23 protein-coding genes and 2 riboswitches are annotated in these 24,049 nt (G+C 41.9%); of the genes, 6 read left to right on the top strand and 17 right to left on the bottom strand.

The window, feature by feature from the left end:
• Positions 1-103: 103 nt before the first annotated feature.
• From nrdF to EDD68_RS11730, 9 genes are all read right to left on the bottom strand, one after another.
• Positions 104-1,075 (bottom strand): class 1b ribonucleoside-diphosphate reductase subunit beta, encoded by a 972-nt coding sequence (gene nrdF, locus EDD68_RS11770; RefSeq protein ID WP_132372484.1) that lies wholly within the window; start codon positions 1,073-1,075, stop codon positions 104-106.
• 10 nt (positions 1,076-1,085) lie between these two features.
• Positions 1,086-3,191: a class 1b ribonucleoside-diphosphate reductase subunit alpha gene (nrdE, locus tag EDD68_RS11765; RefSeq protein WP_132372483.1), complete on the bottom strand. Its 2,106-nt coding sequence runs from the start codon at positions 3,189-3,191 to the stop codon at positions 1,086-1,088.
• Complete coding sequence (gene nrdI, locus EDD68_RS11760) at positions 3,166-3,540, bottom strand: class Ib ribonucleoside-diphosphate reductase assembly flavoprotein NrdI (protein WP_243646855.1); 375 nt, start codon at positions 3,538-3,540, stop codon at positions 3,166-3,168. Before nrdI ends, nrdE begins: the two co-directional genes overlap by 26 nt.
• A gap of 157 nt (positions 3,541-3,697) precedes the next feature.
• Positions 3,698-3,886, bottom strand: a riboswitch (cobalamin riboswitch).
• An 84-nt stretch (positions 3,887-3,970) separates the two neighbouring features.
• Complete coding sequence (locus EDD68_RS11755; protein ID WP_207902582.1) at positions 3,971-5,140, bottom strand: YkvI family membrane protein; 1,170 nt, start codon at positions 5,138-5,140, stop codon at positions 3,971-3,973.
• A 31-nt stretch (positions 5,141-5,171) separates the two neighbouring features.
• The gene (gene menC, locus EDD68_RS11750; protein ID WP_207902581.1) at positions 5,172-6,302 is read right to left on the bottom strand and encodes an o-succinylbenzoate synthase; all 1,131 of its coding nucleotides are present in this window, start codon (positions 6,300-6,302) and stop codon (positions 5,172-5,174) included.
• Complete coding sequence (locus tag EDD68_RS11745) at positions 6,289-7,149, bottom strand: GNAT family N-acetyltransferase (protein ID WP_207902580.1); 861 nt, start codon at positions 7,147-7,149, stop codon at positions 6,289-6,291. The genes menC and EDD68_RS11745 overlap by 14 nt, the downstream gene beginning before the upstream one ends.
• A gap of 3 nt (positions 7,150-7,152) precedes the next feature.
• A complete protein-coding gene (locus EDD68_RS11740; RefSeq protein WP_132372481.1) occupies positions 7,153-8,277 on the bottom strand; it encodes a M20 peptidase aminoacylase family protein in 1,125 nt (374 codons plus the stop codon).
• A gap of 15 nt (positions 8,278-8,292) precedes the next feature.
• Positions 8,293-9,138 carry a MurR/RpiR family transcriptional regulator gene (locus EDD68_RS11735; protein ID WP_132372480.1) on the bottom strand — a complete coding sequence of 282 codons (846 nt, stop codon included), beginning with the start codon at positions 9,136-9,138 and terminating at the stop codon, positions 8,293-8,295.
• 380 nt (positions 9,139-9,518) lie between these two features.
• Positions 9,519-10,640: an MBL fold metallo-hydrolase gene (locus EDD68_RS11730; protein ID WP_132372479.1), complete on the bottom strand. Its 1,122-nt coding sequence runs from the start codon at positions 10,638-10,640 to the stop codon at positions 9,519-9,521.
• A gap of 362 nt (positions 10,641-11,002) precedes the next feature.
• Between EDD68_RS11730 and EDD68_RS11725 the strand changes: the two genes are divergently transcribed.
• From EDD68_RS11725 to EDD68_RS11710, 4 genes are all read left to right on the top strand, one after another.
• Positions 11,003-11,956: an ABC transporter permease gene (locus tag EDD68_RS11725; protein ID WP_132372478.1), complete on the top strand. Its 954-nt coding sequence runs from the start codon at positions 11,003-11,005 to the stop codon at positions 11,954-11,956.
• A complete protein-coding gene (locus EDD68_RS11720) occupies positions 11,946-12,893 on the top strand; it encodes an iron chelate uptake ABC transporter family permease subunit (RefSeq protein ID WP_132372477.1) in 948 nt (315 codons plus the stop codon). Before EDD68_RS11725 ends, EDD68_RS11720 begins: the two co-directional genes overlap by 11 nt.
• Complete coding sequence (locus EDD68_RS11715) at positions 12,890-13,648, top strand: iron ABC transporter ATP-binding protein (RefSeq protein ID WP_132372476.1); 759 nt, start codon at positions 12,890-12,892, stop codon at positions 13,646-13,648. The genes EDD68_RS11720 and EDD68_RS11715 overlap by 4 nt, the downstream gene beginning before the upstream one ends.
• Positions 13,649-13,737: 89 nt before the next feature.
• On the top strand, positions 13,738-14,685 hold the full coding sequence (locus tag EDD68_RS11710) for a siderophore ABC transporter substrate-binding protein (protein ID WP_132372475.1): 948 nt from the start codon (positions 13,738-13,740) through the stop codon (positions 14,683-14,685).
• 581 nt (positions 14,686-15,266) lie between these two features.
• Here EDD68_RS11710 and EDD68_RS11705 read toward each other — a convergent pair.
• The 7 genes from EDD68_RS11705 to EDD68_RS11675 all read right to left on the bottom strand — a co-directional run bounded on the left by EDD68_RS11705 (position 15,267) and on the right by EDD68_RS11675 (position 21,116).
• Complete coding sequence (locus EDD68_RS11705; protein WP_132372474.1) at positions 15,267-16,016, bottom strand: ABC transporter ATP-binding protein; 750 nt, start codon at positions 16,014-16,016, stop codon at positions 15,267-15,269.
• Positions 16,013-17,011, bottom strand: a complete 999-nt coding sequence (locus tag EDD68_RS11700; protein ID WP_132372473.1) for an ABC transporter substrate-binding protein — start codon at positions 17,009-17,011, stop codon at positions 16,013-16,015. Before EDD68_RS11700 ends, EDD68_RS11705 begins: the two co-directional genes overlap by 4 nt.
• A gap of 17 nt (positions 17,012-17,028) precedes the next feature.
• Positions 17,029-17,817, bottom strand: a complete 789-nt coding sequence (locus tag EDD68_RS11695) for an ABC transporter permease (RefSeq protein WP_132372472.1) — start codon at positions 17,815-17,817, stop codon at positions 17,029-17,031.
• Entirely contained in the window at positions 17,786-18,082 is a 297-nt protein-coding gene (locus tag EDD68_RS11690; protein ID WP_132372495.1) for a thiamine-binding protein, read from the bottom strand. The genes EDD68_RS11695 and EDD68_RS11690 overlap by 32 nt, the downstream gene beginning before the upstream one ends.
• Positions 18,083-18,297: 215 nt before the next feature.
• Positions 18,298-18,410, bottom strand: a riboswitch (TPP riboswitch).
• Between the two features lie 57 nt (positions 18,411-18,467).
• Positions 18,468-19,235 (bottom strand): hypothetical protein, encoded by a 768-nt coding sequence (locus tag EDD68_RS11685; RefSeq protein ID WP_165902168.1) that lies wholly within the window; start codon positions 19,233-19,235, stop codon positions 18,468-18,470.
• Between the two features lie 281 nt (positions 19,236-19,516).
• Positions 19,517-20,605 carry a D-alanine--D-alanine ligase family protein gene (locus EDD68_RS11680; protein WP_165902167.1) on the bottom strand — a complete coding sequence of 363 codons (1,089 nt, stop codon included), beginning with the start codon at positions 20,603-20,605 and terminating at the stop codon, positions 19,517-19,519.
• Positions 20,606-20,762: 157 nt separating this feature from the next.
• Entirely contained in the window at positions 20,763-21,116 is a 354-nt protein-coding gene (locus EDD68_RS11675) for a YckD family protein (RefSeq protein ID WP_132372469.1), read from the bottom strand.
• 711 nt (positions 21,117-21,827) lie between these two features.
• Here EDD68_RS11675 and EDD68_RS11670 point away from each other — a divergent pair.
• Complete coding sequence (locus tag EDD68_RS11670) at positions 21,828-22,268, top strand: Fur family transcriptional regulator (protein WP_243646854.1); 441 nt, start codon at positions 21,828-21,830, stop codon at positions 22,266-22,268.
• A 5-nt stretch (positions 22,269-22,273) separates the two neighbouring features.
• A complete protein-coding gene (gene hemH / locus EDD68_RS11665) occupies positions 22,274-23,212 on the top strand; it encodes a ferrochelatase (protein WP_132372494.1) in 939 nt (312 codons plus the stop codon).
• Between the two features lie 254 nt (positions 23,213-23,466).
• Here hemH and EDD68_RS11660 read toward each other — a convergent pair whose 3' ends face one another.
• On the bottom strand, positions 23,467-23,940 hold the full coding sequence (locus tag EDD68_RS11660; protein WP_132372467.1) for a GyrI-like domain-containing protein: 474 nt from the start codon (positions 23,938-23,940) through the stop codon (positions 23,467-23,469).
• Positions 23,941-24,049 lie beyond the last annotated feature (109 nt).

Raw genomic sequence — 24,049 nt, 5'->3', positions numbered from 1 at the left:
TCATTTTGAAAAAGGCTGGGACAAAACTGAAAAATGAATCATTTATCCAATAAAATTCGACTTTCCCGCCGCTAAATCCTTCAATGTCCCAGCCTCATCCGTGTTAATCAAACATAAAATCTTCATCAGTTAAAGGTTCAACAATGGCTTTCTGGTAACCGGTCCCCTTCATGCTAAAAAAGTCATGGGATTTGGTTTTTGTATTGAGACCGTTTAATACAATCGGGTTGATTTCTTCTTCTTCAAAATAAGGACCAAATCCCAGGTTCATCAGCGCTTTATTGGCATTATATCTGACAAACTTTTTTACATCATGACTCAGCTGAACAGGGTCATAAAGCTCCGATGTATACTGCAGCTCATTCTCATATAACTTGAACAGCAGTTCATATACAAATGTTTTCAGTTCTTCTTTCTTCTGACCGTTCTGCCGCTGGTAAATTTCCTGGGCCAGCATACCGACATAAACCCCGTGAATGGCTTCATCCCGTATAATCAAGTTAATGATTTCCCCGCTTTGCATCAGTTTTCCCTGTCCATAAAAATAGAGGGGATAATAAAATCCGCTGTAAAACAGAAAACTTTCCAGAAAAACCGATGCCACCATGGCCCTGTATAAAGAACCATCATCACCATCTTTAATATGTTCATAAACCTCTGTCATCCACCTGGCTTTATTCTGGAGATATTGATTATGCTTCACCCATTCAAACACGTCATCGATTTCTTCCTTTGTGGCCAGAGTCATGAAAATATTGGAGTAAGACTTCGCATGAACGGCATTTTCCATCATTCCCATGAAGTTGAGGACCGCTTTGCGTTGATGCCCTTTGACATGCATGGCAATCCGGGGCATCCCGACATTTCCCTGCTCTGTATCCAGCAAGGTTAATCCGCCCAGAACTTTTTTATAGGTTTCCTTCTCTGCCCTGGATAGTTGTTTCCATGTTAATAAATCCCCATTTAAGCTCACTTCTTCTGGCAGCCAAAATTGTTTGACATTCTGCTGGTAAAACATCTGGGTGAAGTCATCTTCATGCCTGGACCAGTCTGCAGCAGTATATACCATATCCATGTCTCCTCCTTTAAACAACACAGCTTAAACATTCTTCCCTTGTCGTATCTTTCGTACGGGCATAATACAGGGTTTTGATCCCCTTATGATGGGCATATAAATCAATTCGATTTAAATCTCTGGTTGTCATCGTATCTTTCAAAAACAGGGTAAATGATATGCCTTGATCCACATGTCTCTGTATGGTAGAAATAAGGTCAATCACTTTAAACATGTCCATGTGATAGGCCTCTTTATAGTAAAACCAGGTTTCCTTACTTAAATAAGGCATAGGATAATAGGTTTTGGAGTTTCCATACGTCCGCTCCTCAATTTTTTCCATAATCGGCATCACCGAAGCAGTGGCAGACTGAACATAACTGATAGACCCTGTCGGGGCGATCGCCAGCCGATGACTGTGATAGAGCCCGTATTTCTGCACCTTCTCCTTCAGGTTTTTCCAGTCTTCTCTGGTTGGAATCTTCATTCCTTCAAATAGGTTTTGCACGGTTTCCGATTTCGGCAAAAAGTCTTCCTTTACATACTGCTCAAAATACTTGCCGGATTGATAATCCGAGTCTTCAAAACCAAAAAACGTTGATTTTCTGTCTCTGGCCATTTCCATAGAACGCTCCAGGGAGTAATAGTTGACCATCATAAAAAAAGTGCTGGCAAAGTCTTTCGCTTCATCGCTTTCATAAGGAATTTTATTTTTTGCCAGATACCCATGGAGGTTCATCGCTCCTAGTCCGACACTTCTCATCAATCGATTAGCCTTCTGTACAGCCGGTGCATTTTGAATGTTGGACTTCTCGGAAACAGCAGTCAGGGCATCCATGGCGAGTTTTACGGTTGCTTTGATGGATCGGTTTTCCATCACATTGGCTATGTTTAACGAACCTAAATTACAGGAAATATCCTGACCAATGATATCCTTCTCTCCATAATCGGTATACTCCGATACGATCGAAGGCTGGAGAATTTCCGTACAAAGATTGGAAAATTTAATTTTTGATAAGTGGCCGACTGCATGGGCCCGATCAGCATTATCCTGGAATAAAATATATGGATATCCAGATTCATAACGCAGAACAGCCATTTTTTGCAGCAATTTTCTTGCATTCATTCGTTCCTTTCTGACATTCGGGTTGTCCACCAATTTTTCATACATCTCATTAATATCCATTTCATCTAAGTGTTTCCCATATTCTTTCAATACCGAGTAGGGATAAAACACATACATGTCCCTATCATCCCGGGCCAGCTCGATAAATTTATCTGGAATGACCACCCCGATGGAAAGAGTTTTGACCCTGACGTCTTCATCAGCAGAGATCTTTTTGGTATCTAAAAAATCCTGAATATCCGCATGAAATACATTGAGATAAGCTGCACCTGAACCCTGTCTCTGTCCCATCTGATCCGCATACCTTAAGGCATGATCCAGAAGTTTCATCACCCCAACTACACCTTTGGTGGCATTTTCAATCCCTTTGATCGGTTCACCTTTTGCCCTGATCTTTGATAGATTTAAGGAGACCCCTCCCCCGATTTTCGACAGCTGCATCGCTGTATCGATTGCCTTTGAAATATCATTCAGGGAATCATTGACTTCTATTAAAAAGCAGCTGACAAGCTCACCACGCCGTTTCCTCCCTGCATTCAGGAAAGTCGGGGTAGCCGGCTGATATTCCTGGTTAATAAGCATCTGCACAAAGGCTTTCGCTTTTGTAAAATCTCCATCTGCCAGATAAAGAGAAACAATGGCCACCCGATCCTCATAGCGCTCCAATATTTTTTTATTGTCATTGGTTTTTAAAGCATAATCGTTATAAAATTTAAAGGCACTCATAAAAGAGGGAAAACGGAATTTTTTAGCATATGCCAGATCGAAAATCTCCTGAATTTCTTCAAAGCTATATTTTTCAAGAAATTCTTTTTCGTAATAGTCGTTTTCAATTAAATAATCCATTTTTTCTTTCAGATTGTGAAAAAAGACGGTATTTTGATTAACGTAATCAACAAAATATCGGTACACCGCTTCCTGATCCCTTTCCAGCTGATATACCCCATCTTTTTGTGTAACTACTTCATGATTCAATCGAATCCATTCAGGAACTTTGTTTGACAATTTCATATACCCCCTGTTGAAAGATTTCCACATCTTTTTTTGTGCCTGCCAGTTCAAATTTATGTATAAGTGGAACTTGATACTCTCTGGAAATAGCATCCCCACTCTTCCCAAAATGACTTCCCCACACCCGATTGCCGCTTACTGCAACACCGATGATGTGTCGATGATTCTGTTGAAGAAATGTCCGCGTGGTCTCCGGAACCTGCCCAAATCCTGTAGTATAAGTAACGAGGATAAAGGGTTCCCGTACCTGGAGTTGTTCATGTATTTTTTGAAGACGAAAGCCCCTTAATTTGTGTACAAATCGCTCTACATTCCGGGTCTTTGTGTCATAAACGAGAAGCATCCCCATCCCTCCTTTCTCCCTGATCATCTATTTTGTCATTGAAGTTCACAAAAAAATGCCTTGATTTCCTCCGAAAGAAATCAAGGCATAAAATAGCTTTATCAGCAGTCAAACCGATACACTGCTTCCATTTTATTGCCTATTCCTTAGACCCGAAGGAAATCAGCTAACGTCCAATCAGGCAGGTCTCCTGGCTTATGGTCATCGCTCCCTGAACCTTCCCATCTCCCATTTGGAGACAGTGGATTTTCAGGTCACTCCCAATTACAGTGGCGGGTCCGCGCCGGATTTTCACCGGTCTTCCCTTTTCAGTGAACTTGAAACGGTTCACACCTGATGGTACATTTATTCAGTTTTAGTTAGCCTTATGGTATAGCAAATATGGATTGTCGTCAACTGACGCAAATCGAATTTTTTTGTAAAAATGATGGATCATCTATATTTTTAAACTAGACGCTTCTTTTATGTTCTCTTTTCCTTTAAAAATATGATATATTCCGATGGTAAGCATAGGGACGGCGTAAACGGCAATCATGCCATAGGCCATCATCGTATACCCTTTGGCTATTAAATCAATAATACCAACCTGGGCAAAAATAACGGCGAGGACAAGGGCACCGACGGCAATGAGTCCACTTTGAACACCGGATAAATGATGATTTGATTTTTCTTCCATGTGGTGGTTGACCCGTTCAATAAACGCATGAATCATTCCTGTAGCTGTCTCAATCAGTGTCCATCCTACCACAATTCCAAACAGTATAACCACCCAGCCGCCGGCAATTCCATCCAGCATGACCAGCCACGGCACAGAAGCTCCCAGCACTTCTTCAGATGGGTAAAATCCAAGGATCGCAATATACGTTAAAAACCACGGCACAGTCATCAAGATTCCGGCAATAAGCCCTGCTGTGACCGATTCTTTCCGGGATTTTTGTCTTCGTATAGAGAAAAGGGCGGCCGGGTATACAGCCAGATTGTAACCGACATACAAAATCCCACTCCAAAGAACGGCAAAAATACTCACATTTTCTTCCATAAAGCTCGTGTTTCCAGAAGCCAGAACGTCTTTAGCATCCCCCCATGTTGCACTGATTACAATGACGCCAAAAATTATATATCCAGCAAAAAGAGCCATCGTTCCTAATGTTTTAAATCGTTCGATTAAGCCTGCACCAAAGAAATTTAACAGCCCGACAATAAAGGTAATTCCGACTACCCCAACCCAGTAGTTTAATCCAAGTGTATTATGTAAAATTTCCCCGGTAGCAGAAGCCATCACCGCTATAATTAATACGGCAAGGAGCAAGTAGATGATATCATACAAAAACCATGCTTTTCCAATTAATTTTTTCAGCAGACTTCGGTAGTCATATGCCTGAAACATCCGTGCCAGTTCAAATGACAGAATAGCCATCACCGTAAAACCGATAAAAATGCCGATACCCCCAAGCCAGCCTAACGCTCCAAATTTGGCGCCGTATTCTACAATCTCCCGGCCTGTTGCAAATCCTCCTCCAATCAAAACCGACTGAAGGATAATTCCCGGAAGGATATACCTTCCAAAAGCGCCATCAAACATCGACAATTGCCCATTTTCTTTCAAAAGATCTCCTCCTTCATAACTTTCATGATGATTAAAAGTAAAAAACATGCTGGTCGACTGTATACTTGCCAAGGGCAGAACGGTTGATATCATAACCGATGCCAGGCTTATCCGGAACTCGAATTTCCCCATTTTTCACTACTACTTCCGGATGAATAATATCCTCCTCCCAGTAACGGGATGATCCGGCTGTGTCACCTGGAAAGACAAAATGATCCAGGGTTGTAAGCGCAATATTATGTGCCCGTCCTACCCCTGCCTCGAGCATCCCCCCACACCAGACCGGAATATCATTTGCCCGGCATAAATCATGAATGCGCTTTGACTCCGTCAGACCTCCGACTCGTCCAATCTTGATATTGATTATTTTGCAGCTGCCCAGCTCAATGGCATTTCTGGCATCGTCATACGAATGAATGCTTTCATCTAAACAGATAGGTGTCTGGATTGCTTTTTGCAGTTTTGCATGCTGGATGATATCATCATGGGCCAGAGGCTGCTCAATCATCATCAAGTTAAATTCATCCAGTTGTTTTAGATGATCCAGATCTTTCAACGTATATGCAGAATTGGCATCCACCATTAACGAAATATCCGGAAATGGTTTTCTGACCTGTCTGATCACATCTACATCCCAGCCGGGCTTAATTTTTAGCTTGATTCGCTTGTATCCTTCTGCTGCATGTTTTTCAATCACTTCCAGAAGATCTTCAACAGTAGGCTGAATCCCGATGCTGATGCCAACATCAATAGTTGTTTTCTTTCCGCCAAGGGCTTCAGCAAGTGTCAACTCCTTTTGTTTGGCATACAGATCCCATACAGCTCCTTCAATAGCCGCTTTCGCCATCTGGTTGCGGCGAATCGGGGCAAATAATTGAATGACCTCGTCTGGATGATATATGTCATGTTCAAATAATAGGGGGATTAAAAAATCCTTCATTATATGCTCATTGGTTTTGACGGTTTCTTCGTTATACCAGGGGCTAGAAAAGGCAACGGATTCACCAAATCCCTGATTCCCTTCCCCATCATCGATCTCGACGATAAAGAAATCTTTTTCCCGAAAGGTTCCAAAGCTGGTGCTGAAAGGTGATTTTAAGGCCATTCTGAGTTGATGTAAAATCAATTTTTCCATTTTAATTGGTTGTTCAGTATTTGTCATTGGTCTCCTCCTTAAAAAAAGCAGCCGGTACAGCCAGTGATGTTCGATATTCAAAAACGTAGTAACATAATTTTTCTTCAGGTTTGCGGACGATATCCGTTCCCACAAATCCTTTACGGAGCAATTGCTGAAAAAGAGGCCTCGTTTTCATTCTCCAGTCAATGGCCAGCTGCAGATCCTTCTTTTTAATAGACTGAAAGTGATCCGGGATCGGAACGAGCCATCTGTCTCTCTCCTCCAGATCAGCAACGGATTTTTGACCTTGAATGAAAAGCAGCCCGTCCCTATTGATCTCCGTTTCCAGCAGACTGTTCTCATCATCCTCAGTTAAAGGGCCTCTACCATATGAATTCACATGAGGTTCTGCAATCCACCATTCCAGTTGAAACCGGTCCGTTGGAAGTCCCCTGTTTAAGGCATCATCCATGTCCCCGTATAGATTGACATGGTAACAGCCTGTTATGGCCCTGAGTTTATGGAGATTGAGGTAAGCATTGACACTCTCAAGGGGGTCAAAGGTCCAGGTAATGAGTGTATAACCCTTTGTCAGGGCCATTCGTTTTTGTTCATGTTTTAATCGTTCCCCCAGATTTCGAGATTGATAGTCAGGCAAAATCCCCATCATATGGGAGCATAAATAAACTTCACCATTCTTAAATCCAGCAAATCCATAAGAAAAACCGATCAGTTCTTTTCCATCGTATGCCCCGATTAAAATTCCCCCATTTTTAACTGCTGTAAAAGTCTGATGTACCGGTATGGGCTGCATATCCCATACTTTTTTCTCAAGATCCTGTACTTTTTTCATATCATTAAGACTTTCCAGAGGTTTAATCTCAATGGCCATTTTTCACCCACCCCTCAATGTGCGCATGATGGTACGAGATAAAATTTCCACGCCAACCAGAATCGCGTCATGATTAAAGGTCATCTTCGGGTGATGAAGACCTGGAGTTAAGCCACATCCTAGCCCGAGCATCGTCGCCTTTACATGGGGACGTTTAATGGTGTAAAAATGAAAATCATCTCCTCCGGTGGTTACCACAGGTTCCTTGAGACAGAACTTCCCTAACGTCTCTTCAATGGAAATCGCCATGATTTGCTGGGCTTCCGGATGGATTTTGGCAGCGGCCACATCCGCAGCAACCTCTAATTCGATCTCTACCTCATGCAGCTTTGCCAGATGGTTCACAATTTCGTATGTTTTTCGGGTTAATTCTTCCATCACTTCATTGGTCTGTGCCCGTAGGTCCAGGGAAAACGAAGCAGATCCGGGGATAATATTGGCATTTTTCTCCCCGCCATGAAACCTGGTCATTTTTATGGAATGGGGGACCATTGGGTCTGCATGAATGCCTTTTATCAAGTTGACCAGAGCAGCACCGACTTCTATGGCATTGACCCCTAAATGGGGGCGGGCTCCATGAGTATCCTCCCCGCTGATTTTTCCACTGATAAATCTTGCTGCACCGTGTTGAATGGCAGGAGATGCAGTTCCGTCCGGGATTTCCTGGACAGGGCGCAGATGCACTCCATAAAGATAATCTACATCGTCAATTACTTTTTCGTTTATAAAGTGAAGGGCACCCGTCCCTTTTTCTTCAGCAGGCTGGAAAAGAAAGCGGACCGTCCCCTCATTTTTAGAAAGGTAGTCTTTTAATACTAAAACAACCCCGGCAGCCATCGCCATATGGGCATCGTGTCCGCAGGAATGGTTGGCCTGAAGTTTTCCGTCTACTTCCTGCCACAGAGCATCAATGTCAGCTCTTAAGGCAACAACAGGTTTGCCTCTACCCAGATCAGCAACCAATCCTGTACTGCTGTCAAACGTACGGACCTGAAGCCCCTGCTTTTCAAGAAAATGTTTGAGATACTTTGTCGTTTCAAATTCCTCCCAGCTGATTTCCGGGGTGCTGTGGAGATGACGGAACATCTCCATAATCTGTGGACGTAACTCTTCGATCTGGTCTCTCATCTGAATTCCTCCTGATTATGCAAAAAAATGATGAAGATGAATCTCCTCATAAGCTTTTCTTCTTTGCTCGAACGTTTTCCGATCCTTTAAAGCCACACCTGCAACGAGGGAGTTCAAAAGGGATATCACCGCCGGAGCGGCATCTAACGTTGATTTCACCGGCAGTTGTACCGGAATCACCAGATCAGCGATTTCCCGGATCGGTGCTACTTCACTGTCAGTAATCCCAATGACGAATGCGTTTCGTTTTTTCGCTTCTAATGCTAAATTTAATGTATTTAAGGTATACCTGTGAAAAGAAACGGTCACAAATACACACTCTTCATTTAGTTCAGCCAGACGAAGGATAATATCATCCGTATCCGGGCGGAGTAAACGTGTGTCGCCTCGTATCAAATCCAGAGCAAAGACAAACCAGTGGGCCATAGAAAAAGAAGATCGTGCACCCGTAACCGTAATTTGTTGCGCATGAAACAGTTTTTCGACTGCCAGCTGATAGATTTCCTGATCAATTTGTCTGGCTGCCTGTTTGATGTGATCTGAATCTAATTCCATGACATGCTGATGCAAGGGTTTTTTCAGATTAGCCTGCGATTTATCTGCTTCATATTCCCAGAGGCTACTCCTGGGATTCAGCATTTTCTCCTTTATTTCTTTTTGGAGACTGCTATATCCCGAAAAGCCGATGGCTCGACTAAAGCGGATAACGGTTGTTTCGCTGACACCGATTTCTTTTCCCAATTGATTAGCCGTTTGGATCGCAAACAACGATGGATTTTTCAACAGCGTTTCTGCTACTTTTTTTAAACCAGCAGAAAAGGTGGAATAGTTCTGCTCTATTTTTGATTTAATGTCTTCCATTGATGAATTCTCCTTAAAAGTGGTATAGGATGAAGTTTAACCTTCATTTTTATCATTTTTGAAGTTTATAATTTTTTATATGGTAACATGGTGTTTGAATTTTCGCAATATTTCATTCAAAAAAAATGATCCTTTGGCTTAAATTTTTCCAGAGTTAATACAAACGATAATGGGTCGGAGTGGCGTGTTAGAAGTATCGAATGAACCGGGGGATTTGCAAAAAAACTTCCTGTCCGATTCATACAGGAAGCAAGGGTAAAGCAGAATGTATGGTTATCCTTACGATAAACCACATTCCCAACCAGTTGCTATCGGCGGATCCTCCTAAAAAATAAAATCAGTCCATACAGAGTTGCCCTGCATGGACTGATTGAGTAAGATTATTTCACTGCACAGCGGTTTGGCCCAATTTCCATTTCGCGCTGTTTTTCTTCGTCCGGTATCATTTTACCCATGTTGGTCTGACGAATCTCTTTGTAAGCATTTGGCTGCGGTGGCAGGTTCTCTGTTACCGTTTTTCTAAATACGTTATCATCATCAATATTTAAGCCGTGATTTTGCTTGTAAAGGATACCCAATTTTTCTGCCACGCTGCCGTCCTCATTTAGCTCTTCCATAATCATAAAGTGGGCAGGCAAGACAATCATATCGTCAGCCAGTTCTTTATAACGCTTATAAAGAGTTTCTCTTAGATCCGCTACCCAGTCTTCCGCTTTACCGGCAAGGTCAGGACGTCCAATAGAATCAATGAACAGGATATCACCCGTCAAAAGATAGTTGTCATCTACAATATAGGACGTACTTCCAATCGTGTGACCAGGAGTATAAACAGCCTTAATCGTTGTATTCCCCACTTGAATAACATCACCATCTTGAATCTGATTATATTCATACGTCACTTCACCGGCGTCTTTTGGTGGAAGGTAGTACTCCGCACCTGCTTTTTCGGCCAGTTTTCTTCCCCCGGAAATATGGTCAGCATGAAGGTGCGTATCCAGTACATGCTTTAACGTGAGATGATTCTCTTCAATAAAGTTCTCATACTGGTCAATCATCCGATTGGCATCAATCATTGCCGCTTCACCGTTTGATTCTACTAAATAAGATAGACAACCTTTCCCCAGGCGTACAAACTGATAGATGGCACCACCATTTTCCAGATCACCGATTTTTACGGGTCTCAAGTGTTCACTCCAGGCCTTCATACCGCCTTCAAGGGAGTACACTTCTTTTTTGCCCGCTTCTTCAAGCAAATCGGCCACGAATTCAGAAGATCCACCTTTTGCACAGACGGTTACGACTGGTTTGTTTTCAGGAATTTGATCAAGAATGGAATCCACACCATCAATTAAGTTAAAGTATGGTTCATTAATGATTTCCACAGACTCCCCTTCAATTTTCCAGTCCTTGAATTCATCCTGATTTCGAACATCTAAGATGAAAAGATCCTCTTTGTTAACTACCTTATTGGCTATATGTTTCGCTGAAATAAGCTTTGCCATGTTATACATCCTCCTTATATATTAATTTCTATCCCATCTGTGGGATGTTACTTCCACTATAATACCCTCATGGGTATTTTTCAAGTTAAACAACCTGGTTATGTTGTAAACCTATCTAACAAAAGATCTTTAACCTGGTGAAAAAGTGTATTGGAAAATGGTGGTTTTATTATTGACATTGAGAATCATTATCAATATAATTGAAAATGATTCTCATTATCTTTCCGGGAAGGGGGAGACATTCTATACAAACGACCTGGTATCCATCTGTTATGTAACCTATTCCGATGAAGAGTGCCGACCGTTCAAAAAGAAAGCCCATTCCAGGAGCCTGAATCAAAAAGAAAAAGGAAGTACATGCAATGAAAAAAAGATACTTGCTAGCATCTTTGATTCTATTATCGTTTTTCTCACTTTTTATAGGTGTAAAAGATCTTTCTCCTGTGGATCTATTTCAATTAACGGAGGATCAGCGTGAGATCCTCCTGATCAGTCGCATGCCACGCCTTATCAGCATCGTCATTGCCGGTATGAGCATGAGCATTCTGGGACTGATCATGCAGCAGCTGAGTCGCAACAAATTCGTCTCACCAACAACCGCCGGCACCATGGACTCAGCTCGGTTGGGTGTGCTTGTTTCACTGGTGATTTTTTCTTCCGCTAGCATGCTGGAAAAGATGGTAGTAGCATTTATTTTCGCACTGGCTGGAACATTTATCTTTATGAAAATCCTTGAAAAAATCAAATTCAAAGACGCGGTATTTATCCCATTGGTCGGGTTGATGTTTGGAAATATCATCAGTTCCATTACCACGTTCTTTGCTTACAAATATGACATGATTCAAAGTATCGGAACATGGCTGCATGGGGATTTTTCCATGATTTTAAAAGGGAGATATGAACTACTTTATATCAGCATTCCTCTGCTGATCATCGCATATCTATTTGCCGACCGATTTACGATTGCAGGAATGGGTGAAGAGTTTTCTGCCAATCTGGGACTGAACTATCGGCAGGTTGTCAATATCGGTCTGACGATCGTAGCCCTCGTGTCTACATCGGTCTTACTGACGGTGGGCATGCTGCCGTTTTTAGGTTTGATCATCCCCAATATTGTAACGATCTTTCGCGGGGATCATGTAAAAAAGAATCTTGGCCACACGGCGCTTTTGGGAGCTGTATTTGTGCTGGTCTGTGATATTCTGGGGCGCATCATTATTTTTCCATACGAAATTTCTATTGGCTTGACCGTAGGGGTCATTGGCAGTGCTGTATTTCTTTATTTGTTAATAAGGAGCAGAACCCATGAAACTTAAGTTCAAAATGACCATGCTTGCCATTCTATCAGTGACCGTAATTTCTCTGTTTCTATTTACCGAAATCGGACCCCACTGGGATTATGTGCTGCCCCGGAGATTAAATAAAATACTTGCTATCGTTATAACAGGTGGTGCCATCGCTTTTTCAACCATTATTTTTATGACGATCACCAATAACCGAATTTTGACGCCAAGTATTATTGGCCTGGATTCCCTTTACTTATTGATTCAGACAATCATTGTCTTTGTATTCGGTTCCACTACTCTGACGATGATGGATCAGCATGCCCATTTTCTCCTGTCTGTCGGATTGATGATCGTGTTTGCCGGTCTGCTGTTCCGAATATTGTTCAGAGGAGAGGGAAACAACATATATTTTTTACTGCTAGTAGGAATTATCTTTGGAACCTTTTTTGAAAGTTTGTCTTCCTTTATGCAGGTTTTAATAGACCCGAACGAATTTCTGATTGTACAGGATCGGATGTTTGCCAGTTTCAACAACATCAACACAGATATCCTTTATCTTACGATCGGGTTATTTTTGATCGTCGGGCTTTACTTTAAGCGATTTGCAAGATTTCTAGACACCCTTTCCCTCGGGAGAGATCATGCGATTAATCTCGGAATACATTACGACCATGTCATAAAACAGCTATTAGTAATCATTGCTATTCTCGTTTCAATCGCAACAGCCCTGGTAGGTCCCATAACTTTTTTAGGCCTTCTTGTGGCCAATGTAGCCCATGAATTTTTAAAAACATACAGGCATTCATACTTAATAGCCGGTTCCATTCTCATCAGCATCATTGCTCTTGTAGGCGGACAATGGATGGTTGAGCGGGTTTTTACCTTCTCCACAACATTGAGTGTCATTGTGAATTTTGTCGGGGGAATTTACTTTATCTATCTCTTGCTAAGGGAGCGTCAAACATGATCGTTGTAAAAGATGTAAGCAAACAATACGGAGATAAGATTGTCGTGGATCAAATTTCGGTTACCATTCAGAAGGGGAAGATTACTTCCTTTATTGGGCCCAATGGTGCCGGGAAGAGTACCCTGCTGTCCATGATCAGCCGTCTGTTGAAAAAAGATGCGGGAGAAATTTTGATTGATGGTCAGGAAATCAGCCACTGGAACAACAAGGAGCTGGCCAAAAAAATCTCAATACTGAAACAATCCAATCACTTTAATGTACGTTTAACCATCCGGGAACTGATTAGTTTTGGCCGCTTTCCATATTCTCAGGGAAGACTTTCCAGGGAAGACTGGCATGCGGTGGATGAAGCGATTCAATATATGCAGCTGGAAAATATACAGCATAAATATCTGGATCAGTTAAGCGGCGGACAGCGCCAGAGGGCACTGATCGCCATGATCCTGGCCCAGGATACTGAATATATTTTACTGGATGAACCGTTAAATAACCTGGATATGAAACATTCGGTTCAGATTATGAAAACGCTGCAACAGATGGTTCATGACCTGGGAAAAACCATTGTCATCGTACTTCATGATATTAACTTCGCTTCCTGTTATTCCGATTATATTGTTGCCTTAAAAGATGGCAAAATGGCATATCAAGGAGAGACAGGAGAGATTATTGAATCATCGATTTTAAAAGAAATATACGATATGGATATTCAAATTGAAAATATAAACGAAAATAAAATCTGTGTCTATTTTACGTAAAAAAGGATCGATTGCTTAAACGGTCTCATTCAGGTTAAAAAACCTGATTCTTATATAAAAAAAAAAAAATGATGTAGAGGTGAACGATTATGAAAAAGCTTATGACAATTGTTGTTTTAGCCTTGCTCGCTATTTTAATAACAGCCTGCGGAAATGCTGAAGGATCGGACGGGGAAGCTTCAGGAGACCAGCAAGAAAAGGAATCGTTAACGATTACCCATGAACTCGATGAAACAGAAGTAGAAAAAAATCCGGAAACAGTCGTTGTGTTTGACTTTGGAGCTTTAGATACCTTAGACAAACTTGGAGTAGAAGTAGCAGGTGTGCCTAAGTCCAATCTTCCTGAGTACCTGTCAAAGTATGCTGCTGAAGAATACACGAATGTAGGAAGTTTAAAAGAGCCAGATTTCGAAACAATTTATGGTCTGGATCCTGATCTAATTATTATTTCCGGAAGACAGTCTGGACTATATGAAGATCTCAGCGAAATTGCCCCGACTATCTATGTAGGTATTGATACTGCAAATTATATGGAATCCTTTACAAACAATGTATTAACATTAGGAAAGATTTTTGGAAAAGAATCTCAGGCAGAAGAAGAACTGGCTAAGATCGAAGAAAAAATTCAAACATTAAAAGAAACAGCATCAGAAAATAACGGCAAGGCACTTGTGACCTTAACAACCGGCGGGAAAGTGAGCGCTTATGGCCCGGGATCCAGATTCGGTCTTATTCACGACGTATTTGGATTGACTCCAGCCGACGACAATATTGAAGCATCCACACATGGCATGAGTATTTCTTTTGAATTCATTGCGGAGAAAGACCCTGATTATCTGTTTGTAATCGACCGTGATGCGGTAGTTGGTGGTGAAAAATCTGCAAAAGAAGTGATTGAAAACGAGCTCGTGAAACAAACAAAAGCTTATCAGAATGACAAGATCATCTATCTCGATCCAAACTACTGGTACCTTTCAGGTGGAGGATTAATTTCTATGACTGAAATGATCGATGAAGTATCTGAAGGCATAAAATAAAGAACATGCATTCTTTCTCATGAACACCCGGCTATTGTGGTTAACCGGGTGTTCATGTTTTTCATGTTCATGGATCATTCATCACTTCAGCCGTAACGTCTTCTCTTATTAAAATTTCTCCTAAAATGTCCCCATTTTCTGAATTGAATTGTGCCCCGAAAAGTGGACAGTTATAAAAACCTATGCAGCTAAGAGATGATCCCCGATATTGATTCGAGGTCATCTTTTTTAATGCCCATTGATACCTTTATGTGAATATCAAAAGTTGCCAAACTATCAAAGAACTGAAAGCATTAATTAATGATTATGTGTTGGACTACAATACAAGACTCCAGTTCGATTAAAACCGGCCACGTCCTGTGGCCAACGTCGACACGAGCACGTCCTGTTCGTCGCAGGAACAGCAGGTACCGAAAATCCCTAAAGACAGGAGGATGAGCTGCCTTAGGAAGCCTCAGGCCATGCCCGCGGAAAGCGAAGCATGTTGACGAAGCAAAAAATATCCGAACTTATTCATGTGATGATTGAATATCGTTCGGATATTTCATTTTCTGATGAAGTTTTGTCCAGCCTCTGGCGGATTACAGAAGCAAACCCGTAATTTCCCGTTTTAATTCCATAAAGGTAAGGGAATATTCTATTTCTGAATTTCTGGGTCGATCAAATGGAACCGTTATCATTTTTTTAATGCTTCCTGGCCGGCTTGACATCATGTAAATACGGTCCGAAAGGAAAAGGGCTTCATCAATATCATGGGTGATTAGTAAGACCGGGACTTGCAGTTCTTCCCACCTTTTCATCAGCCACTTTTGCATATGGCGCCTTGTGATGGCATCTAATTTGCCAAAGGGTTCATCGAGAAGCAGTAAAGGGTGTTCGGGGAGTACGGTGCGTAAAAAATTAGCTCTTTGCCTCATCCCCCCGGACAATGATCCTGGATATTTATGCTGAAACCCGATCAGACCAAAGGATTCAAGATAGTGTTCAGCGTTTTGTCTGGCTTCACCTTTTGGAACCCCTTTTAACTCAAGACCAAGAATGACATTATCCAGAACCGTTCGCCAGGGCATGAGCACATCATTCTGGGGCATATACCCAAATAAACCGGTTTTTCCTGTTACTGACTGGTCCATATAAAGAATATCTCCCTGATCCGGTCTTTCGATACCAGCTATAATGTTCAGCAGGGTACTCTTGCCGCAGCCACTTGGTCCTATGACCGAGACAAATTCTTTTTTCCCAATTGAGAGAGAGACGGCATTCAGGGCCTGAATATTTTTTTGCTGGGCCCGGTAGGTTTTAGAAATCTGATTGACTCTTAGTATGGTCATGACGCATCAGGAAGAAATTCATTGGTAAATGCGTTTTGCGGATCGATGTTTTTCTTAATCAGACCCTGTTCATACATCCAGTCCGCATACCGCTTCCATACTTCTTCCTTCTGCTCCCCCCATCGCTCAGCTTCGTCCTGATAACGGGGACTGAGCCATTTTTGGCTACTGATAACTAGCTCCTCGTCTAATTCTGGATTCAATTGCAATAGGATTTCTGCTGCTTCTTCAGGGTTCTGAATGGCATATTCATAGCCTGAACTCAGTGCCTTCATAAATTTCCGAACGGTCTCCGGGTCTTCCTGAATTCGCTTTTCGTTTGTAAGTACAACCGGAGTATAATAGTCCAGGGCTGGATGAAGATCCCGAAGCCACATTACATTTAGATCGATTCCGCGCTTTTCCGCTTCGACTCCATCCCAGCCATAAAAAATCCACATAAAATCAGCATTTCTTCCGATTGTCTGGAAGAAGTCCGAAATTCCAAGGGTAACCATTTCTACCTGAGAGAAGTCTGCACCTGATTGGTTCATCACAGCCTTGATCATCGCTTCCTCGAATGCTGACCCCCAACCGCCATATGTTTTGCCAGCAAAATCTTTAGGGGATTCAATCCCTGATTCTTTTAAGGAAGCAAAAGCCGACGTGTTGTGCTGAATAATGGCGGCAATGGAAACAATTGGTATTCCATTTGCTCTCGCCTGTGTGACACCCTCCTGGCTTCCGATGCCAAAATCAACTTCCCCTGAAGCTACCATTGAATCGACTCCAGCATTTTGGCCAGGCTGCAAGATTTCCACTTCTAACCCCTGTTCTTCAAAGTAGCCTTTTTCTTTTGCCACATACAACCCGGTATGATTGGTGTTAGGGTACCAGTCCAGCATGATGCTCACCTGTTTTTTCTCTTCTTGAGAATTTTGAACGTTCTCCTGACTGCAGCCTGTGGTGACAAACATAGCAAAGACAGCAGCGATCCAAGTAAGTATATTCTTCATTTTGCATCTCCTCCTGTTTATGATTGATTGTTCCATGGCATCATAACTCTTGATAACATTTCTACAATAAAAAAAACCAGCAAACTTAACAAAACAATGACGACGATAACCGCAAATAGAAGGTCAGTACGGTAGGATTGGGCTGCTCGAACAAGCTGAATTCCAAGCCCGCGGCTGCCGCCCAGCCATTCACCTATGACAGCACCCATTACACTGTAAGTTGCTGCGATTCTCATTCCCGAGAAAAAAAAGGGCAATGACGATGGAAGCTTTACTTTCCAGAAAATATGTCTGCCTTTTGCCCCATTTGCTTTCATCAGCTTCATCATCTCAGGATTCACTTCCCGAAAACCATCTGATACATTAACAGCAATCGGAAAAAAACAGACAAGAGCAACAATCAACACTTTGGGCAGCATCCCATATCCAAACCAGATCAAAAACAGGGGGGCCAGTGCGATAATTGGAATCGTCTGGGAAGTAATCAGCAGGGGATAAAAAGCCTTTCGCACCCAGCGGGAGGAATCCATCACAACAGCCAATGTCACGGCTGTACCCGTGGCTAAGAGGAGACCGGTTACTGATTCTTTGATGGTCGTTAAAGAATGGTACATGATTAAAGGACCATCTTGAATGAGCGTTACGAACACTTTAGTAGGAGCGGGCAAAATCCAGGCAGGTACCTTAAAAAGATAGACACTGATCTCCCAGACAACCAGTGCCATCAACACAACGGACACAGGGAGCAAACCGTTGAACCAGCGTGAAATCCATTTAAGACTTCCTATATTTGCAAACCTTTTCATCTATTGTGACACTCCTGTGAGCACTGTATTGTATTTTAATATTCGTAAAAACATCTGTAGCACCAGCTTTTATACAGGCTTCTTGAGCTTTCTTCACAATATCCAGCAATTGATCCAATTCGCCTTCCATTACCGTTTCAAATGGGCAAACTTCATGTTTAACCCCGGATTCCTGAACGACTTTAATTGCTTCATCTACTATTGGATAAATATCTTTGCCTTCTGCTTTTGGAATCACCTGAAAAGCAACATTTACATCCGGCATGGAACATCCCTCTCCTTTCCTGAACATAAGGATTCTTGCCATAATGAAATCTTGGGATCTTTTTTTGGACTTTGTACCGGCAGTTCATGAATTAGTCCCGGGATCAAACCCTCTTTTATTGACTGCCTTTTCGCCCAAATAAAAAAGCTGCCGCAAACGGGCAGCCAGACATCCAACACTCGTTTTTTCCCACGAGCTCATACTATACAAGAAGAAAAGGTTTTGAGTCCTATCCCTACGCTGGCATTACCCAGATCAGGTTCAAGGGTCGATACCCGCTTCTGGTATCCTCTCAGCCAGGTTCCGCCTGGCTCCCCACACTTCTATATACAGTTGTCAATGACTACTATAACAATGATGAACTGAAAAGTAAATGCTAAGCTTCTTAAACTTGTTTCCGTTTTAATTCTTTTCGTCTCTCCTCTCGCTCCACATCACTCATGGAAGGACACGTATAGCAACAACGTCCTCCTTCGGTCAAGTAATGAAAACAGCAGCGATGGCGCTGAATGGTCTTTTTATCATCGTCATAGGCATGGGGAATAGGAACAAATTCGATATCTAAAGGGTTGCGGTCCAAGCCAAACCACGTCGGATTCGCTTCTTTGGTCAAAAAAACATAATCCTCTTCCATGGCCTTCTTTATGGAATGGTCCAGTGTCTGTCCCATTAGACTATGTTTGATCTGGTATAACTTAAAAGCCATGTGTGACCAGAGCGTCTGCACAGGAATGCCGCTGACGTCTGCAATGGATTGAAAAACTGGTGTTATATTTTCCTCCAGTATGCGTTTGATAGCGTCCTCATGCTGCTTTCGGGTTGTTATTGTATAAGCCCTCGAATCTTTAAAATGGAAGTTTAATTGCTTTCCATCAAATTGCAATTGAATATTGTTCAGTGATACGTCCAGCATGGATGTTTGATGAGTTAAAAGAAAAAACACGATACCTGATAAACCGGCATAGCGCTTTCCAAACAATGACCCTGCTGCAAAAAACGTAGTAGCCTTTAAAGAATCTTGAACATCTTGCAACACCCGGTACAGTTCTGATTGATCCAACAAGCATTCGCCTTGAATCACAGGCTTTTGATGGTCAGTTTCCAGAACGACGGGAAAATTATTTTGAATACACGTTTGAAGAATGGTAATCAAGTTTAACACCTCATGGCGATAATGAAATTCATTTTCAATTATAGATATTTATCTTCATCTGTGTCAATACTGAGAGAAAACCTTATAGAAATCGAGTGCTCCTACCCTTCATCCTGGAACTGTTTTCTGGTTAGAGTTCTCTGTCAATTCATTCACTGGATAATCAGCATATATTCCTGGGCGATTAGCGAAAAGGTAGCTCGCACCTTTGGGTGGTCACTCTAATCTTAAGGTACAAACAAAATAATACCACAGCCCATTTACTGTGGTATCCAGAAAAGTTATGCAACCCGGTCGCCATCTATGCCATTTTGAAGCATGCTGATAACCTTTTTCCCTGTTTCCTGCAAAATAGGAGGAATCCATAAACCTTCGCGAGTCATCGTAACATACAATAAGAATCCGACCAGCTCGGAATGGGAAATAGTCAACCTTTCTGCCATGTATGCTAATGAACCTTTCGTTGCCAGCGATGGAGTTCCATTTACATCAATCACATATACATTTCCATGATCATCTTCCTTTAAATCAATACGGATGAGATCCCGTGCCCCAAGTGCCTGAAACACTTGAACAGCTGCTTCTCTGATTATGATTCCCTTTGGATCTGACATTTCCAATAACTCAAATTCGTTTCTGTTCTGATATTCTACTGACTTGACCTTCTGGCTTCGTACAGAGAAATATTCAGGAAATGCGATAATAGGAAACACATATGGGATTCCGTTGCCAATTACACCAGCAGTATATTCCCTTCCAGATAAATAGGTTTCCGCAATGATTGGCTGGTCCCCGATCAGTTTCCGTAGCTGTGAAACTTTGTTCAAAAACTGTTCACGATGGTAGACTACTGATTGAGGGTCAACCCCTATGCTTCCTCCCCCGCCAGCGGGCTTTACAAACATCGGATAACCTACAGCCTGTTCAGCCCTCAAAATATCCTGACGTTCTTCTCTGCCGGAAAAAGCATAAAATCGGGGAATAGCAATCCCGCTCCTGGATAAAGCCTCATAGGTCAAATCTTTGTTCCGACATGCCTCCATGGTTTCCACACCTGAATGAGTGTAAGCAATCCGATGGGATTCAAGAATAGCCCGTATCTCTAAAGGCCCAGAGCCGTCATAAAGGGACTCCGGATGATCCAGAAAGCCCTCAGCAATGACAAAAGCTATATCCAGTGGTGCGTTTGACTGAATAACCTCTTCTAATTGAGCAGGGTTAAAGAGATTAACCGGAACCACATCCATTTCAAAATCAGTGAGGGCCTGTGTAATTCGTTTCACCGTATCCATCTTTGCACATTCATGAAAACGGGAAGTGCGTTCATGATCCGGAACCCAGTTATAAAGAAAAAGAACTCGCTGTTTCAATCCTTCATTCCCCATTTCCTATAGTTTGGCAAGCTAATTATACTTACAGTCTCAACGTCTGGCAATAAAAATGTTGCTGGTACCATTGGAAACATCTGGGGGGCAATTTATTTATCAAAAAAATGGAAAAACCGGGTCCTCATCCCGGTTTTTCACCCTATTCATCAGATGTTTTTTTGTCCTGATCACGAAATTTTTTATGTTTTTTGTCATCCCATTTCATCACAAAACCGTTTTCTTTTAGCTTCTCGTAGTGCTTGTCCAAAAAAGAAATTTTCTTCTCCGCTTTTTCCTGGTCCATGATACCGAATTCGACGTACTTGTTAATAATATCTTTGTGCACCGCAAAATACTCCTGATACATGGCATCCAGTTCCTTTTTTTGCTCATCCGTCAGTGTGACATCTTCGGTTTTTACATCCTCTTCTTCATTTTCTGCACTTGCAGGAGTCACAGCTGCAAGCAACCATACAGTCATAAAAGTAATACATAAAATGGTCAGCCGTTTCATCAACTCACCTCCTTATGAATTTTTTTCTTCTATAGTTTGCCGTCCATATAAAAGAATATGTAAAAAATAATGGAAAACCAATCAGACGCTTTTTCCCTCCTGACCTTTTTTATAGTCCCGTGAACTCAGCCAGGTTGTTTGGCAGAAATATCGGCTGATCAGCATGTTAAACATGTTTTGTATTTAAAATAATTTTAATTAGATATTCATTTTTATTACGGAATCTATATAATAGGTAGTAAAGGCACTTAATTGTAGGGATTCATACGCTTTTTCCCGGGAGATCACACTCCAGATATGCATTATTGTTCTCATTTATGTAAGTGATAATAATAATCATACTGAAACGGTGAGCCTATACATGTGGCTGAACGTGTACCTTATGATCATGGTGATCTTTCCACACAACCTTGAGACTCGTATCGATTGTTGAGCTTTGGTTCTGTTTGGACTTCTTGCATACAGAACCGTCTATTTCGAGCCTATTTATAGTAAGAACAGATTCTCAATCTGTTCTCACGAAATGAGTTATATTTTATCTTTCCCCCATCGCAGGGCATTCGGAGGGTGCTGGACATAGCAAAAAATCGGGTGCGAAACCGTGTGCCCGATTCCCCGAATACCCAATGAAACACACGATTTTGAGGATATCGAGAAGATTCGACCTTTTGATCTTCTTGAAATGAAAACTTTTAAAAAGGGTGTGTGATGGTGAAAACATTAAATGATACCCTTCAAACTCTTTCCCGTATGGGGCTCCGTCTCACTCAGCAGCGCATTGAAATTTTGCGCTATCTTGAAGAAAATCGGGGACATCCCTCTGCTGAAGAAATTTATAAAGCTTTAAAGGACCATGTGCCTGGCCTTAGTTTAACAACGGTCTACAATAATTTAAAATTATTAACCGATTATGGTGTCATCAACGAACTTCCTTTTGGAGAAGGACTGTCCAGATATGAGTGGAAAGATGCGGGCCATTATCATGTCATTTGTGAGTCTTGCGGGACTGTTGTGGATTTTCAATATCCACATTTAAAAGAAATTGAAGAACTGGCCAACCAGCTTTCTCATTTCCAAATTAAGGGGCATAACCTTCAGATTTATGGCCTTTGTCAAACATGCAAAACGTCTAACCGGGGTGATTCTTCTTGAAACAGATGGGATTATTAGTGATGGCTTACGGAACACCATACTCAGAAGACGATCTTCTTCCCTATTACACACATATTCGTCACGGAAAAACGCCGTCCCCAGAACTTGTAGAAGATCTTAGAAAACGTTATGAAGCCATTGGAGGTATTTCGCCGCTGGCAGCAATCACGCAAAAACAGGCCGAAGCTATCGAAAAAGCGATCAATACCGCACAACATGAGATAACGTTTAAAATGTATTTAGGTCTCAAACATATCGATCCATTCATTGAAGACGCCGTCCAGCAAATGAAAAAAGATGGGATAAGAGAGGCTGTCAGTATTGTTCTTGCCCCTCACTACTCCACATACAGTGCAGAGATTTACAACAGACGGGCCATTAACGAGTCCAGACGAATTGGTGGTCCTATCATTTATACCATAGACAGCTGGTATGATGAACCCCTTCTTATTCAATATTGGGCGAAACATATTCAGGACATCTTGAAAGAAATGACCGAATCCGAAAAAAAACAAACAACCATCATCTTCTCAGCCCATAGCTTACCAGAAAAAATCAAACAGTTGAACGATCCCTATCCCGTTCAGCTTGAGGAAACAGCCAGACTGATCGCTGAAAACATTGATCCTGTTCCCTATCACATTGGCTGGCAAAGCGAAGGCAATACCCCCGAACCCTGGCTGAGACCTGATGTACAGGATTTAACCCGTGAGTTATTTTGTAAAGGCTATCGGTCTTTTATTTATGCTCCCGTTGGGTTTGTAGCCGATCATTTAGAAGTCCTGTATGATAATGATATTGAATGTAAAGCGGTTACCGATGAACTGAACGCCCGTTACGATCGACCGCCAATGCCGAATACCGACCCCCAATTTATAAAAGCACTGGCAAACGCAGTGTTCAGGCGGGCAGGGCAATCCAAAACAAGCAAAGTGAGTGGATGATCATGATTTGTCCGACGTGCAAACGCACAGTAAAGGTGCTCAAGCATTCAACCCGGTGCGGCTGCGGGTTTAAAATCAAAACAAAGAATCACAGTCACTAAACAGGATGCCCGGGCCTGCGGGCATCCTGTTTCACATGAATCACTTTCGTTTACGTACGTTCATTGCCGCAAGGATACACACAAATGCACCTACAAAAACCGTAAACATGGCAACAAAAGCACCATTTCCCATTTCAAAAACCTCCATATAAATTATAGGGTTTTTACAGGAAGATTAATCTCAAATGTTAATTCTGTAGCAGACGTTATTTGTTCAGCCTGTTCCATGCTGTAAACTTCCAGCTTCAATGTGTCGTGAAGCAATTGAATTCCCTTGTTCTCCAATTCACGGTAGGCCTGTTTATAGGTTTCAAATACTTTTTCCACCGGTCCACTATGGGTAAAAGTTGCATACTCCCTGGCCGGGATGTGTATTTTTGTCATCTCCGGCGGCAGCTCGGATAATTCCGTATCTCCAACTTCAAGACCGATATAATAAGTGAATTCCGTTTCCCGGTCATGGAAAGGACAGATGACTCTGGGTTTATCGGTCGAGTACGAGATTTTTCTGATATCTTCTAAAAAACGTGCCCATACCTTTTGAACTTCTCCTCTTTCAGCTGCCTGATAGGATCCCGACCATCCATACCCCATAACCATAATCGAATCTTTTTTGACGATATTCATATGATTTCCCTCTTTTCGTTGTGATTATCTTCTTTATACCATAGAATATGGACAAAACATGTCATATTTTTAAAATGTTGTTTCGAAAGGAGCAGCTCCAACTGAAAAA

Source organism: Melghiribacillus thermohalophilus (genome assembly GCF_004342905.1).
Taxonomy (GTDB): Bacteria; Bacillota; Bacilli; order Bacillales; family Alkalibacillaceae; genus Melghiribacillus; species Melghiribacillus thermohalophilus.
Note: the sequence above shows the minus strand (reverse complement) of the source record. Positions and strands in the feature narration are given on the sequence as shown.

What these genes read in the sequence shown, in the direction of transcription:
- nrdF (WP_132372484.1), bottom strand. Translation starts at nt 1,075, where the DNA reads ATGGATATGGTATATACTGCTGCAGACTGGTCCAGGCATGAAGATGAC.
- nrdE (WP_132372483.1), bottom strand. Translation starts at nt 3,191, where the DNA reads ATGAAATTGTCAAACAAAGTTCCTGAATGGATTCGATTGAATCATGAA.
- nrdI (WP_243646855.1), bottom strand. Translation starts at nt 3,540, where the DNA reads ATGGGGATGCTTCTCGTTTATGACACAAAGACCCGGAATGTAGAGCGA.
- menC (WP_207902581.1), bottom strand. Translation starts at nt 6,302, where the DNA reads ATGACAAATACTGAACAACCAATTAAAATGGAAAAATTGATTTTACAT.
- EDD68_RS11745 (WP_207902580.1), bottom strand. Translation starts at nt 7,149, where the DNA reads ATGGCCATTGAGATTAAACCTCTGGAAAGTCTTAATGATATGAAAAAA.
- EDD68_RS11740 (WP_132372481.1), bottom strand. Translation starts at nt 8,277, where the DNA reads ATGAGAGACCAGATCGAAGAGTTACGTCCACAGATTATGGAGATGTTC.
- EDD68_RS11735 (WP_132372480.1), bottom strand. Translation starts at nt 9,138, where the DNA reads ATGGAAGACATTAAATCAAAAATAGAGCAGAACTATTCCACCTTTTCT.
- EDD68_RS11730 (WP_132372479.1), bottom strand. Translation starts at nt 10,640, where the DNA reads ATGGCAAAGCTTATTTCAGCGAAACATATAGCCAATAAGGTAGTTAAC.
- EDD68_RS11725 (WP_132372478.1), top strand. Translation starts at nt 11,003, where the DNA reads ATGAAAAAAAGATACTTGCTAGCATCTTTGATTCTATTATCGTTTTTC.
- EDD68_RS11720 (WP_132372477.1), top strand. Translation starts at nt 11,946, where the DNA reads ATGAAACTTAAGTTCAAAATGACCATGCTTGCCATTCTATCAGTGACC.
- EDD68_RS11715 (WP_132372476.1), top strand. Translation starts at nt 12,890, where the DNA reads ATGATCGTTGTAAAAGATGTAAGCAAACAATACGGAGATAAGATTGTC.
- EDD68_RS11710 (WP_132372475.1), top strand. Translation starts at nt 13,738, where the DNA reads ATGAAAAAGCTTATGACAATTGTTGTTTTAGCCTTGCTCGCTATTTTA.
- EDD68_RS11705 (WP_132372474.1), bottom strand. Translation starts at nt 16,016, where the DNA reads ATGACCATACTAAGAGTCAATCAGATTTCTAAAACCTACCGGGCCCAG.
- EDD68_RS11700 (WP_132372473.1), bottom strand. Translation starts at nt 17,011, where the DNA reads ATGAAGAATATACTTACTTGGATCGCTGCTGTCTTTGCTATGTTTGTC.
- EDD68_RS11695 (WP_132372472.1), bottom strand. Translation starts at nt 17,817, where the DNA reads ATGAAAAGGTTTGCAAATATAGGAAGTCTTAAATGGATTTCACGCTGG.
- EDD68_RS11690 (WP_132372495.1), bottom strand. Translation starts at nt 18,082, where the DNA reads ATGCCGGATGTAAATGTTGCTTTTCAGGTGATTCCAAAAGCAGAAGGC.
- EDD68_RS11675 (WP_132372469.1), bottom strand. Translation starts at nt 21,116, where the DNA reads ATGAAACGGCTGACCATTTTATGTATTACTTTTATGACTGTATGGTTG.
- hemH (WP_132372494.1), top strand. Translation starts at nt 22,274, where the DNA reads ATGGGATTATTAGTGATGGCTTACGGAACACCATACTCAGAAGACGAT.
- EDD68_RS11660 (WP_132372467.1), bottom strand. Translation starts at nt 23,940, where the DNA reads ATGAATATCGTCAAAAAAGATTCGATTATGGTTATGGGGTATGGATGG.